Here is a 12,384-nt window from a genome sequence, read left to right as displayed (position 1 = left end):
AGAGTTGTCGGCTGGAGGAGCGGAGCGGGGGAAGACGAGAACTTTGTGGGGTGGTTCATCGGTCGACTCCTCCCATCACGGGGTCGATGGAGGCGATCGCGACGATGACGTCGGCGACCATGCCGCCCTCGCTCATCACGCTCGTCGCCTGCAGGTTGGTGAACGACGGGTCCCGGAAGTGGGCGCGGAACGGGCGGGTGCCGCCGTCGGAGACGACGTGGGCGCCCAGCTCGCCGCGCGGGGACTCGATCGGCACGTAGGCCTGGCCTGCCGGGACCCGGAAGCCCTCGGTGACCAGCTTGAAGTGGTGGATCAGGGCCTCCATGGACTCGCCCATGATGTGCTTGATGTGGTCGAGGCTGTTGCCCATGCCGTCGCTGCCGATGGCGAGCTGGCTGGGCCAGGCGATCTTCTTGTCGCCCACCATGACCGGCGCTCCCTCGAGGCCGGCGAGGCGGTCGGCGCACTGCTCGACGATCTTGAGCGACTCCCACATCTCGTTGAGCCGGATGCGGAAGCGGCCGTAGGAGTCGCAGGTGTCCCAGGTCTGGACCTCGAAGTCGTAGTCCTCGTAGCCGCTGTACGGCTGGGTCTTGCGCAGGTCCCAGGCGTAGCCGGTCGAGCGGAGCACCGGGCCGGTGAGGCCGAGCGCCAGGCAGCCGGCGAGGTCGAGGTGGCCCACGCCCTCGAGGCGCCCCTTGAAGATCGGGTTGGCGTTGCAGAGGGCGGCGTACTCGGGGAGCCGCTTCTTCATCAGCGCGATGAAGTCGCGGATCTCGTCGAGGGCGCCGGGCGGGAGGTCCTGGGCGACGCCGCCGGGGCGGATGAAGGCGTGGTTCATCCGGAGGCCGGTGATCAGCTCGAACAGGTCGAGGACCAGCTCGCGCTCGCGGAAGCCGATCGTCATGACCGTCAGCGCGCCGATCTCCATGCCGCCGGTGGCGATGGCGACCAGGTGGGAGGACATGCGGTTGAGCTCCATCAGGAGCACGCGCATGACCTGCGCCTTCTCCGGGATGTCGTCCTCGATGTCGAGCAGCCGCTCGACGCCCAGGACGTAGGTCATCTCGTTGTAGAACGGCGAGAGGTAGTCCATGCGGGTGCAGAAGGTGACGCCCTGCACCCAGGAGCGGTACTCCATGTTCTTCTCGATGCCGGTGTGGAGGTAGCCGATGCCGCAGCGGGCCTCGGTGACCGTCTCCCCCTCGAGCTCGAGGATGAGCCGGAGCACGCCGTGCGTCGACGGGTGCTGCGGGCCCATGTTGACCACCACCCGCTCCTCGGCGGACTCGCCGATGCTCTGGGTGATGGAGTCCCAGTCCTGGCCGGTGACGGTGAAGACCTTGCCCTGGCTGGTGTCGCCGGGCGCTGCGTAGAAGTCCTGATCTGTTGTCATGACAGACCCTTCCCACGGGGCGGGGTCCCCGCGGCGTTGTTCGACGGGGGAGCGAAGCGGAGGAGACGAAGAACGTCGTGGGGTGCCATCAGTTGTAGCTCCTGCGCTGGTCCGGCGGAGGGATGGAGCCACCCTTGTACTCGACGGGGATGCCGCCAAGGGGGTAGTCCTTGCGCTGCGGGTGGCCCGGCCAGTCGTCCGGCATGAGCACCCGGGTCAGAGCGGGGTGACCGTCGAAGATCATCCCGAACATGTCGAAGGTCTCGCGCTCGTGCCAGTCGAGGGTGGGGTAGATGCTCACCAGGCTGGGCACGTGCGGGTCGCTGTCCGGCGCGCTCACCTCGACCCGGATGCGCCGGTTGTGGGTCATCGAGGTGAAGTGGTAGACCGCGTGCAGCTCGCGGCCGGTGTCGTCGGGGTAGTGCACGCCGCTGACGCCGGAGCAGAGCTCGAAGCGCAGTGCCTCGTCGTCGCGCAGCATCTGCGCGACGAACGGCAGGTCCTCGCGGCGCACGTGGAAGGTGATCTCGCCGCGGTGGATGACCACGCTCTCGATGGCCGAGGTGAGGTCGGTCGCCTCCAGGCGCGCCTCGAGCGCCCCTGCGACCTCGTCGAACCAGCCGCCGTAGGGCTTCTGGCTCGGGGCCGGGAACACCGTGGCCTTCACCAGGCCGCCGTAGCCGGACGTGTCACCCGTGCCCGAGGTGCCGAACATGCCGTGGCGCACGCCGACCGCGCGCACCTCGCCGACCGGGGCCGGGACGTTCTCCGGGGACTGCTCGGGGGCGGGCTGGCCGACGCCGCTGCCGGTGCCGGTCGCGTCCTTGGCCGCCTCGAGGTTGCGTTCCTCGGCGGGGCGCGCGGACTCGTTCTTGTCGCTCTTGTCGTCGGTCACCGCAGCAGGCCCTTCATCTCCGAGGTCGGCAGCGCGCGCAGCGCGGACGTCTCGAGCTCGGCGATCTCGTCACGACGGTTGGCGCCCAGCTTGGTCGCCTGGACCTGGTCGTGCAGCTTGAGGATCGCGTCGATGAGCATCTCCGGGCGCGGCGGGCAGCCGGGGAGGTACATGTCGACGGGGACGACGTGGTCGACGCCCTGCACGATCGCGTAGTTGTTGAACATGCCGCCCGACGAGGCGCAGACGCCCATCGCGAGCACCCACTTGGGCTCGGGCATCTGGTCGTAGATCTGGCGCAGGACCGGAGCCATCTTCTGGCTCACCCGGCCGGCCACGATCATCAGGTCGGCCTGGCGCGGGCTGGCGCGGAAGACCTCCATGCCGAAGCGGGCGAGGTCGTACTTCGGGCCGCCGGTCGTCATCATCTCGATGGCGCAGCAGGCCAGGCCGAAGGTGGCGGGCCAGAACGACGCCTTGCGCATGTAGCCGGCGACACCCTCCACCGTGGTCAGCAGGACGCCGGACGGCAGCTTCTCTTCGAGTCCCATGTCAGTCCCAATCCAGTCCGCCGCGGCGCCACACGTAGGCGTACGCCACGAACACAGTCGCGATGAAGAGGACCATCTCGACGAGCCCGAACATGGCCATCGCGTCGAAGTGCACGGCCCACGGGTAGAGGAAGATGATCTCGATGTCGAAGACGATGAAGAGCATCGCGGTGATGAAGTACTTCACCGGGAAGCGGCCCCCGCCCACGGGCTGCGGCGTCGGCTCGATGCCGCACTCGTAGGAGTCGAGCTTGGCTCGGTTGTAGCGCTTGGGCCCGATGAAGGCGCTCATGATCACGGAGAAGACCGCGAAGCCTGTCGCGATCAGTGCCAGCGCGAGGATCGGCGTGTAGAGCTCCATCGCTCTCCCTTCCGGTGGACCTGCGCCGATGACCGGGTGGACATGTGACCTTGTGAACGGCTTCACGAGTGGCGCGGGCCACAGTCTAGGACCGCCGTGCGGCGTGCGTCACGTCGGGGTGCCGACCACTTCCGTGAGCGTGGGACCACCCATTTTGGTGATGCCGAGGGGCCCTAAATCACGGCCACGGGCAGCGCCGCAGGGTCAGGCCGTGGCGCGGTGCAGGGCGACGATCCCGCCGGTGAGGTCGCGCCACTCGGGACGCTGCCAGCCGGCCTCGGCGACCAGCTCGGCCAGCCCGGCCTGGTCGGGCCACGCGCGGATCGACTCGGCGAGGTAGACGTAGGCGTCGGACGCGCTGGCGGTGAGCGAGGCGATGGCGGGCAGCGCCCGCATGAAGCCGTCCATGTAGAGCGAGCGGAACGCACCGTTGGTCGGCGTGCTGAACTCGCACACCACCAGACGTCCACCGGGGCGGGTGACGCGCAGCATCTCCTTCAGCCCGGCGACGGGGTCGACGAAGTTGCGCAGGCCGTAGGAGATCGTCACGGCGTCGAAGGTGTCGTCGAGGAAGGGCAGGCGGGTGCCGTCGCCGGCGACGAACGGCAGCGACGGTCGGTCCTTGCGCCCCTGCTGGAGCATGCCGACGGAGAAGTCGCACGGCACGGCGGTGGCGCCCCGGTCGAAGAACGGCTCGCTCGAGCACCCGGTGCCGGCCGCCAGGTCGAGGACCAGGTCACCGCGTCGCGGCGCGACGGCGTCGACCATCGCGCGGCGCCAGCTGCGCTGGATGCCTGCGGTCATCAGGTCGTTGGTGAGGTCGTAGCGCTTGGCCACGGTGTCGAACATGCGACGTACGTCGGTCGGTTGCTTGTCCAGGTCAGCGCGGGCCACGCGCCGAGCGTAGGCGGGCGTTCCTGAGCGGACGCAACCTGGGGGTGGTCCGGGGCGTCCCTACAATCATCGAGCCGATGGCTCACGATGGATTCCGGGGGAACCACATGCCACGCCACACCACCTCGCGCGCGAGCGCGCTCCTGCTCGCGCTCGTGTGCACGACCGCCGCGCTGGGCACGATCACCACCACCGCCACGCCGGCGGCTGCCTCGCCGACGTCCGCGCGGGCCGACTTCACCCCGATGCGACCCGGCGACACCGGGTGGCGCGTGCGGGTGCTGCAGAGCCGGCTGCACCAGCTCGACCTGCACTCCGAGGTCGTCACCAACCGCTTCGACGCCGAGACCCGCACCGGCGTCGCGACGCTCCAGCGCCGTCGCGGGTGGAGCGCCGACGGCGTGGTCGACGAGCGCACCTGGCTCAAGCTGGTGTCGCTCACCACCGAGCCCACCGCCGACGCGCTCCACAACGTCTACACGCCCGGTCGTCCGCTGCTCCAGCGCGGCGACACCGGCATGTGGGTGCGCCAGGTGCAGGCGCGGCTGAAGCAGGTGCGTTGGTACGACGGCCGCGTGACCGGCCGCTACGCCGCCTCCACCGTCGAGGCCGTGCGCGGCTTCCAGGGCAAGCGCCGCATCCCGGTCACCGGGCAGGTCGACCGGCGCACCCTGGTGCGCCTGAAGGAGATGACCCGCGAGCCCACACGTGCCGAGCTGTTCAACATCGTGCCGCAGGGCCCCGCCCTCGACCCGCGCTGCACCACGGGCCGCGCGATGTGCGTCGACAAGACGTTACGCTCGCTGCGCTGGGTGGTGGACGGCGTGGTGCTGAAGACCGTCGAGGTGCGCTTCGGCTCCGACGAGCTGCCCACCCGCGAGGGCGCGTTCAGCGTCTACCGCAAGTCGCGCGACCACGTGTCCAACCTCTACGGCACCTCGATGCCGTTCGCCATGTTCTTCTCCGGCGGCCAGGCCGTGCACTACTCCCCCGACTTCGCCGCCAACGGCTACGCCGGCGCGTCGCACGGCTGCGTCAACGTGCGCGACCGGGTGGCAGTGGAGTGGCTCTTCGACCAGGTCCGCGTCGGCGACGAGGTGATCGTCTACCGGTCCTGACCCCGATCTCGACCCGCAACCCGACCCCCACCCGGATCGGGTCGCGCCGGCTACGTGCCCGCGAGCGAGAACGCCGCGTCGAGGTCGCCGGCGCGGCCACCCCGGCGGGGCAGGGAGTCGGTGCTCGTGTCCACGACAGTCGGGGCGGGGACGTCCACGACCGCGTGCTCCCGCGCCAGGTCGAGCCGGGTCGCCGGGTGGTGGGCGATGCGGCCGAGGCGCACGCCCAGCACGGTGGCGAGGCTGCTGATGGTGCGGTTGACCCGCGCGTCGAGCACGAGCACGCGCAGCCGCCCACCCCACCAGGGGGCGAGGCCGCTGACCTCGTCGGCGAGCTTGCGGGCCTTCGAGCCGAGCCGGGCCTCCGCCACTCGTGCCGAGGTCGCGTCGAGGACCTCGCGGGGCGTGGGGTGCCAAGGTGCGCCGTCGACGGTGCCGGCCTCGATGAGCTGCTCCAGCTCCCGGGCCGCGACGTGGTCGAGCAGGACGTGGGTCGGGGAGAAGCGCGCCAGGGCCTCCTCGAGCCCGGCCGGGGTCTCCACCCACACCAGGGCACAGCCCGCACCGAGGTGGGCGTCGCGCACCACGGTGGTGAAGCGGTCGGTCGCCTCGCCCGTCAGCACGACGACGTCGTCGGGGCCGAGGTCGGAGAGCGTGCCGGAGGACTCGGGGCGGAAGAGCCAGGCCTGGGCCTTCTCGCGCGGCAGCCCGAGCACGGCGCTGCTCGGGGCGTCGGCGCGCACGCGGTCGACCCAGTCGAGCACGTCGGGCTGACGCTTGCGACGCTCGAGGCCCATGCCGCGCAGCCGCTCCCAGGAGCGGTCGTCGCACTCGAAGAGCTGGGCGTCGGCCAGCGCGGCACGCTGCAGCAGCGCGAGCCGGCTCTCGTCGTCGACGATCACCAGGCGCACCTCGATCTCGTCGAGCAGGCGCGCCACCTCCTGGGGATCGAGGTGCTCGGGAAGCAGGAGCGGCACGGCCCCGGCGACCCGGGTGGCGAGCTCGAGCTCGAGCAGGCGGATGCCGGTGGCGACGCGGACGACCACGACCGACCCCGGCTTGACGCCGGCCTCGATCATCCCCGCGGCACCGTCGATCACCCGGCGGTAGAGCTCGTTCCAGGTCAGCGTCGACCAGGCCGTCGGGCCCTGCTCGGCCACCGCGACCTCGAGTGCGCGGGCACGGGCATGCCGCGTCAGCCGGGCGAGCGGCGATTCCTGAACAGGCACTTGCGCCTCCTTCACGACCTGGTGTACCGCCGCAACCTAGGCCAGGGGCACGGTCCGTGTTCACGCTTTGCCGCATCTGGGCGCCGACGGTTCGCACCCCCGGCGTAGGCTCCCCCCTCGTGACGACCCCCGCGTCCGCCTCCGGACCAGCCGCCCCGCTCGTGGTGCGCACCGTCGCGGTGGACCTCGCGGACCTCCCCCTGCTCGACCTGCTGCCGCGCGAGGAGCCGGTCAGCTGGCTGCGCCGTGGCGAGGGCCTCGTGGGCTGGGGCGTCGCCGCCCGGCTGGAGACCTCGGGGCACACCCGCTTCAGCGACGCGGTGAAGTGGTGGTCGGAGACCGTCGCCCGCGCCGACGTCGAGGACCACGTGGGCGAGCCCGGCACCGGCCTGGTGTGCTTCGGCGCCTTCGCCTTCGCCGACGAGCCGGGCGACTCGGTGCTGGTGATCCCGCAGGTCGTCGTCGGTCGTCGCGGTGACCGCGCCTGGCTGACCACGGTCTCGGTCGAGACCCCGACGCTCGCCCCGCAGGCGACCCCCGACCCGCCCGTGGGCCTGGTGTTCTCCGACGGCGCGCGCAACGGCGAGGAGTGGATGACGGTCGTGGCCGAGGCCGTGAGCCGCATCGCCGCCGGCGACCTCGAGAAGGTCGTGCTGGCCCGCGACCTGATCGCGACCACCGACGAGCCGATCGACGTGCGCTGGCCGCTGCGCCGCCTCGCCGAGGGCTACGAGATGTGCTGGACCTTCCACGTCGACGGCCTGTTCGGCGCCACGCCGGAGATGCTGGTGCGGCGCGAGCGAGGGCTGGTGACCTCGCGGGTGCTCGCGGGCACGATCCGGCGTACGGGTGACGACGAGCGCGACCTCGCCCTCGCCGCGACCCTGGCCCGCTCGTCGAAGGACCTCGAGGAGCACGAGTACGCCGTGCGCTCGGTGGCCGACGCGCTCGAGCCCCACTGCTCCTCGATGAACGTGCCTGAGGCGCCGTTCGTGCTCCACCTGCCCAACGTGATGCACCTCGCCACCGACGTGAACGGCGTCGTGCACGACGAGGCGACCTCGCTCCAGCTGGCCGAGTCGCTCCACCCCTCGGCGGCGGTCGGCGGCACCCCGACGCCCGCCGCGACGCAGCTCATCTCCGAGATCGAGGGCATGGCGCGCGAGCGCTACGCCGGCCCCGTGGGCTGGATGGACGCCTCGGGCGACGGCGAGTGGGGCATCGCCCTGCGCTCGGCGATGGTGGTCGAGGGCGGCGTGCGCCTCTTCGCGGGCTGCGGCATCGTCGCCAGCTCCGACCCCGAGGCCGAGCTGGCGGAGTCGCAGGCCAAGTTCGTCCCGGTGCGCGACGCACTGGCGGCCAGCTAGCGCTAGAGGTCCTGGCCGGGCTCGCGTCGCTCGAAGACCTGCCCCTCGGGCAGCAGGTTGGCCATGTGGGCGGTCACCATGTCGAGGCCGATGTCGCTGTAGACGCGGTCGTGGATGCCGAGCGACCTCGGTGCCGCGACCTCGCGGACGAAGTCGACCGCCTCGCTGACCTTCAGCCAGGGCGCGCTCACCGGTGCCAGCAGCACGTCGACCTCGCGGTCGGGCGCGGTGAGCGAGTCGCCGGGGTGGTAGACGGTGGTGCCGCCGGACTCCAGGACGTAGCCGGAGTTGTCGAAGCGGTCGTAGTCGGGGTGGATGACGGCGTGCTTCTCGCCCACCACCTCGACCGCCGTGCCGGCCACCTCGAGTGAGTCACCGGGGCGTACGACGCTCACGCGGGCCGCGACGTCGGGCGCCTGCTCGCGCAGCATCCGCTCGACCGCCGCGATGGTCCAGATCGGCACGTCGGTGCCGCGCAGGTGGTCGGCGTGGACGTGGTCGGCGTGCTCGTGGGTGATGAGCACGGCATCGGCGCCCACCAGGGCGGATGCGTCGGTGAACACCCCGGGGTCGATGACGACCACGCCGCCGTCGCCCTGGATCCTGACGCAGGCGTGACCGAGCTTGGTGATCCTCATGTGTCCAGAGTAGGCGGCTCGGCCCCGCGCGGAATCGTCGAACGGCTGGGGCGCAAGGTTATGGTGGGACTGCCTCCGACGGGTGGAGTGCCCTGGGGGAAACACCAATCGCACCCGAGACGAAGAGAGTCCTACATGTCTGCACGCCGCGTGCTCGCAGGCAGCGTCGCCGCGCTGCTCCTGCCCGCGTCCCTGCTCCTGACGACCGAGACCGGGTCGGCCACCGACTCGGCGGCCCGGTCCGCCTCGACGTCGGTGACCAAGAAGGCCAGCCAGAAGATCTCGCTGGAGGTGCTCCCCCAGATCGTCCAGCAGGGTCGGGGCGTGGCCAGCTCGGCCTCGGCCAAGGCCGCGGTCACCGCGACGATCAAGCCGGTCAAGGTCGGCCGCCCCGTCGTGCTCGAGCAGCTCCAGGGCACGTCGTGGAAGAAGGTGGGCAAGGCCAAGCAGGACAAGGCCGGCCGCGCCGAGTTCGCCGCGCTCGTCTCCAAGAGCGGGCTGCCGCTGACCTACCGCGTCACCGCCGAGAAGTACAAGGGCCTCGCGTCCGTCACCAGCACCAGCGCCGACACGTCGCGGTGGCTGACCTCGACCTTCACCGACGAGTTCTCCGGCAGCACGCTCGGCCCCACGTGGGCCATGCGCGGCCAGGACTACGAGCCGACCAGCAAGCGCAAGTGCTCCAAGGGTGACCCGAAGGCCGTCAAGGTCGGCGGCGGCGCCCTGCGCCTGAGCGTGATCAAGGACAAGGCCCACAAGGGCACGTGCAAGGCCGTCTCGCGCACGGAGACCAAGAAGATCGCCTACCGCCTCAACGGCCACATCGGCTCGCAGCAGGCGTTCGCGTTCCGCTACGGCGTCGCGGCCGCGCGCATCAAGATGCAGAAGATGCAGGGCCAGCACGGCAGCTTCTGGCTCCAGCCGATCGGCGAGAACCACCCCGGCAGCGACGGCCACGAGATCGACGTCATCGAGTACTTCGGCGACAAGCACCCGCAGGGTGGCCTGACGAGCTTCATCCACTGGTACAAGGGCCAGCGCCTGATCAAGACCGGCTCGTGGATCAAGGACTCGAAGTCGTTCCTGAAGAACAAGCGCGACGGCTGGTCGAAGAACTACCACGTCTTCTCGGTCCAGTGGACCCCGAACGTGATCATCTTCCGCATCGACGGCAAGGAGACCTGGCGCACCTCGGCCCGCGTGTCCAAGGCCCGCCAGTACCTCATCCTGAGCCTGCTCGCCTCCGACTACGAGGCGCTGGAGCTCCCGGACAAGAAGCTGCCGCAGCACATGTACGTCGACTGGGTGCGCGTGTGGGAGACCCCGCAGCCCTGATCGACTGAGCGCCACGCACCACCACGATCCGCGCGCTGGTCCGCTCCCTGGAACCTCAGGGGTGGACCAGCGCGCGGATCTTTTCGTCCAGCTCGCGGCGGTTGTCGCGGCGTACGCGTGCCTCGACGACCTCGATCCCGCCGTTGGGCATGGCCAGCGCCTGCTCGAGCTCCGGGAGGCTGTCGGCGCGCAGGTGCGGCACCCGCGCGGCAGCGCAGAGGGAGGCCAGGTCGACCCCGTGCGGGGTGCCGAAGAGGGTGTCGAAGCGATCGCCGTGCTCCGGCGCGCCCTGCTCGAGGGTGTGGAAGATCGAGCCGCCGTCGTCGTTGACCACGACGAGGGTCAGGTCGGGGCGCTCCTCACGAGGACCGAGGAAGAGCGCGGTGGTGTCGTGCAGGAACGTGACGTCGCCCATCAGCGCGAGGGCACGCGATGACCGCGGTCGCCCGAGCGTCGCGCCGATCGCCGAGGAGATCGTGCCGTCGATGCCGGCCAGCCCCCGGTTCGCGATCACCTTGCGCCGCCCCCCGACGTCGTAGGGCGCGACCATCAGGTCGAGGTCGCGGATCGGGTTGGAGGCCCCCACGACCAGCAGGCCGCCCGGCGGCAGCGCGCGGCTGACCGCACCGGCGACCTCGTGCGGCGTCAGGTCGGGCACGGCGGCGAGCAGTCGGTCGAGGTCACGCGAGGTCGCGCGGTCGGCCTCGCGCCAGGCGTCGGCCCACACCGGTTCGTCCGGACCCGGTACGTCGACGTGGTCGGCCTCGGCGGCGACCGCGAAGGGCCGGTCGGGCCAGATGCCGCGGTGCCGGACCGAGACCACCTCGACGTCGTCGCGCGCGAGGAGGCGCGAGACCGGGCGCGACAGCGTCGGGTGGCCGAAGACCACCACGCGCTCGACCTGTCGCCCGAGGTCGCCCCCGAGCAGCAGGCGATAGGTGCGGATCACGGCGTCGCCGGTGCGGCACCCGCTGGAGGGCTCGGCCAGCAGCGGCCAGCCGGCCTTCTCGGCGAGCTGGCGGGCCGGCGGGCCGGCGTCGTCGCCGGCCACCACGACGGTGCGAGGACCGAGGTCGAGCCGGACCACCTCGCGCGCCGGAGCCTGCAGGGTGGCCGCCGACGCGGGCGGCTCGCCCACGTCCCACCCGTCGTCGTCGGGCAGCAGGGGGTCGTCGAGCTGGACGTTGAGGTGCAGCGGCATCTGTCCGTCGCGGCTACGGAGGAAGCCGAGCAGCTCGTCGAGGTCCGCCGTGGCCACGTCGAGGGTCGGTGCGAAGACGCCGAAGATGCCGACCTGGTCGGTGGTCTGGTTGGCGCCGGTGCCGCGCAGCCGTGCGGGTCGGTCGGCGGTCACGACGACGAGCGGCACCCCCGCGTGCGCCGCCTCCATCACGGCCGGGAAGAGGTTGGCCACGGCGGTGCCGGAGGTGCAGACGACCGCGGCCGGGCGGCGGCTGGTCTTCGCGAGGCCGAGGGCGAGGAAGGCGCCCGTGCGCTCGTCGATCCGGGTATGCAGCCGCGGGCCGCCGGCCTGCGCGGCGTCGTACAGCGCGAAGGACAGCGGGGCGTTGCGCGAGCCGGGCGCGAGGACCACCTCGCGCACCGCGGCGTCGCGGAGCGCCGTGACGACGGTGCGGGCGAGCGTGGTCGAGTCGTTCACGAGGAGCGATCCTGCCCTACCGACGCCAGCCGTTCACGCCAGTGTGCGGTTCGGTCCGCGGGCGCCGCGAGCCGCACCAGCGCGTCGTCGTCCACGTCGGGACGGGCGACCTGCAGCATCCCGTCGACGGGCAGGAGCGGGACGACCGCGACGTCGTCGGTGAGCATCTGCACGGTCGCCAGGCCGCAGGCGTGGTGCAGCTCGGGCAGCGCGGCCGCGAGCGCGACGCCGGCGGCGATGCCGACGCTCGACTCGATGGCGCTGGAGACGACCACCGGCAGCCCGATGTCCTCGGCGATCCGCAGGCAGGCGCGCACCCCGCCGAGCGGCTGCACCTTGAGCACCGCGATGTCGGCGGCCTCGAGGTCGCGCACTCGGTAGGGGTCCTCGGCACGCCGGATCGACTCGTCTGCGGCGACCGGCACGCCCACCCTGCGGCGTACGACGGCGAGGTCCTCGACGTCCATGACGGGCTGCTCGACGTACTCCAGGCCCCCTGCGGCGCGGTCGAGCGCGGCGATGGCGCGCACGGCCTCGTCGACGTCCCACGCGCCGTTGGCGTCGACCCGGACCAGCCCGTCGGGCCCGAGCGCGTCGCGGACGGCCTCGACACGGGCGAGGTCGTCGGCCAGCACCTGCCCGCGCTCGGCGACCTTGACCTTCGCGGTGCGGCACCCCCCGGCGCGCACGATCGCGTGCGCGCGCTCGGGGTCGGTGGCGGGCACGGTGACGTTGACCGCCACCTCGTCACGCAGCGGCGCGGGCCACCCCTCGTCGGCCGCCTCGCGCGCGCACGCGAGCCACGGGCGCGCGGTGGCGTCGTCGTACTCCAGGAAGGGCGACCACTCCCCCCAGCCCGCGTCGCCGCGCAGCAGCACGCCCTCGCGCACGGTGATCCCGCGGAAGCGCGTGCGCAGGGGGATGGAGAAGACGTGCATCA

At 71.7% G+C, this 12,384-nt stretch carries 12 protein-coding genes; 3 read left to right on the top strand and 9 right to left on the bottom strand.

What is annotated here, in order from left to right; all coding sequences use genetic code 11:
* Positions 1–55: 55 nt before the first annotated feature.
* The 5 genes from ASG76_RS09060 to ASG76_RS09040 all read right to left on the bottom strand — a co-directional run bounded on the left by ASG76_RS09060 (position 56) and on the right by ASG76_RS09040 (position 4,097).
* Positions 56–1,396, bottom strand: a complete 1,341-nt coding sequence (locus ASG76_RS09060; protein ID WP_056602123.1) for an NADH-quinone oxidoreductase subunit D — start codon at positions 1,394–1,396, stop codon at positions 56–58.
* Between the two features lie 88 nt (positions 1,397–1,484).
* Entirely contained in the window at positions 1,485–2,138 is a 654-nt protein-coding gene (locus tag ASG76_RS09055) for an NADH-quinone oxidoreductase subunit C (protein WP_056602316.1), read from the bottom strand.
* A gap of 149 nt (positions 2,139–2,287) precedes the next feature.
* Positions 2,288–2,842, bottom strand: a complete 555-nt coding sequence (locus tag ASG76_RS09050) for a NuoB/complex I 20 kDa subunit family protein (protein ID WP_056602122.1) — start codon at positions 2,840–2,842, stop codon at positions 2,288–2,290.
* 1 nt (position 2,843) lies between these two features.
* Positions 2,844–3,203, bottom strand: a complete 360-nt coding sequence (locus ASG76_RS09045) for an NADH-quinone oxidoreductase subunit A (RefSeq protein ID WP_056602121.1) — start codon at positions 3,201–3,203, stop codon at positions 2,844–2,846.
* 204 nt (positions 3,204–3,407) lie between these two features.
* On the bottom strand, positions 3,408–4,097 hold the full coding sequence (locus tag ASG76_RS09040; RefSeq protein ID WP_056602120.1) for a demethylmenaquinone methyltransferase: 690 nt from the start codon (positions 4,095–4,097) through the stop codon (positions 3,408–3,410).
* A gap of 107 nt (positions 4,098–4,204) precedes the next feature.
* Between ASG76_RS09040 and ASG76_RS09035 the strand changes: the two genes are divergently transcribed.
* Positions 4,205–5,215, top strand: a complete 1,011-nt coding sequence (locus ASG76_RS09035) for a L,D-transpeptidase family protein (RefSeq protein WP_056602119.1) — start codon at positions 4,205–4,207, stop codon at positions 5,213–5,215.
* A 50-nt stretch (positions 5,216–5,265) separates the two neighbouring features.
* On the opposite strand, the gene ASG76_RS09030 is transcribed toward ASG76_RS09035, so the two are convergent.
* Positions 5,266–6,444 carry an AMP-binding protein gene (locus ASG76_RS09030; RefSeq protein WP_162254101.1) on the bottom strand — a complete coding sequence of 393 codons (1,179 nt, stop codon included), beginning with the start codon at positions 6,442–6,444 and terminating at the stop codon, positions 5,266–5,268.
* 119 nt (positions 6,445–6,563) lie between these two features.
* On the opposite strand from ASG76_RS09030, the gene ASG76_RS09025 reads away from it, so the two are divergent.
* Positions 6,564–7,811, top strand: a complete 1,248-nt coding sequence (locus tag ASG76_RS09025; RefSeq protein ID WP_056602117.1) for an isochorismate synthase MenF — start codon at positions 6,564–6,566, stop codon at positions 7,809–7,811.
* A gap of 2 nt (positions 7,812–7,813) precedes the next feature.
* On the opposite strand, the gene ASG76_RS09020 is transcribed toward ASG76_RS09025, so the two are convergent.
* On the bottom strand, positions 7,814–8,449 hold the full coding sequence (locus ASG76_RS09020) for an MBL fold metallo-hydrolase (RefSeq protein WP_056602116.1): 636 nt from the start codon (positions 8,447–8,449) through the stop codon (positions 7,814–7,816).
* 135 nt (positions 8,450–8,584) lie between these two features.
* On the opposite strand from ASG76_RS09020, the gene ASG76_RS09015 reads away from it, so the two are divergent.
* A complete protein-coding gene (locus tag ASG76_RS09015) occupies positions 8,585–9,784 on the top strand; it encodes a glycoside hydrolase family 16 protein (protein ID WP_162254100.1) in 1,200 nt (399 codons plus the stop codon).
* Between the two features lie 55 nt (positions 9,785–9,839).
* Here ASG76_RS09015 and menD read toward each other — a convergent pair whose 3' ends face one another.
* Together menD and ASG76_RS09005 are read right to left on the bottom strand one after the other, a co-directional pair.
* The gene (gene menD, locus ASG76_RS09010; RefSeq protein ID WP_056602114.1) at positions 9,840–11,444 is read right to left on the bottom strand and encodes a 2-succinyl-5-enolpyruvyl-6-hydroxy-3-cyclohexene-1-carboxylic-acid synthase; all 1,605 of its coding nucleotides are present in this window, start codon (positions 11,442–11,444) and stop codon (positions 9,840–9,842) included.
* Positions 11,441–12,382 carry an o-succinylbenzoate synthase gene (locus tag ASG76_RS09005; RefSeq protein WP_056602315.1) on the bottom strand — a complete coding sequence of 314 codons (942 nt, stop codon included), beginning with the start codon at positions 12,380–12,382 and terminating at the stop codon, positions 11,441–11,443. Before ASG76_RS09005 ends, menD begins: the two co-directional genes overlap by 4 nt.
* Between the last annotated feature and the right edge of the window lie 2 nt (positions 12,383–12,384).

The organism is Nocardioides sp. Soil774, assembly GCF_001428125.1.
Classification (GTDB): Bacteria; Actinomycetota; Actinomycetes; order Propionibacteriales; family Nocardioidaceae; genus Nocardioides.
The sequence above is the reverse complement of the archived record's forward strand: the minus strand, read 5'-3'. Positions and strand labels throughout refer to the sequence as shown.

Coding starts and splice junctions, on each gene's coding strand:
- ASG76_RS09050 (WP_056602122.1), bottom strand. CDS start 2,842: ATGGGACTCGAAGAGAAGCTGCCGTCCGGCGTCCTGCTGACCACGGTG.
- ASG76_RS09005 (WP_056602315.1), bottom strand. CDS start 12,382: ATGCACGTCTTCTCCATCCCCCTGCGCACGCGCTTCCGCGGGATCACC.
- ASG76_RS09020 (WP_056602116.1), bottom strand. CDS start 8,449: ATGAGGATCACCAAGCTCGGTCACGCCTGCGTCAGGATCCAGGGCGAC.
- ASG76_RS09015 (WP_162254100.1), top strand. CDS start 8,585: ATGTCTGCACGCCGCGTGCTCGCAGGCAGCGTCGCCGCGCTGCTCCTG.
- ASG76_RS09035 (WP_056602119.1), top strand. CDS start 4,205: ATGCCACGCCACACCACCTCGCGCGCGAGCGCGCTCCTGCTCGCGCTC.
- ASG76_RS09060 (WP_056602123.1), bottom strand. CDS start 1,396: ATGACAACAGATCAGGACTTCTACGCAGCGCCCGGCGACACCAGCCAG.
- ASG76_RS09045 (WP_056602121.1), bottom strand. CDS start 3,203: ATGGAGCTCTACACGCCGATCCTCGCGCTGGCACTGATCGCGACAGGC.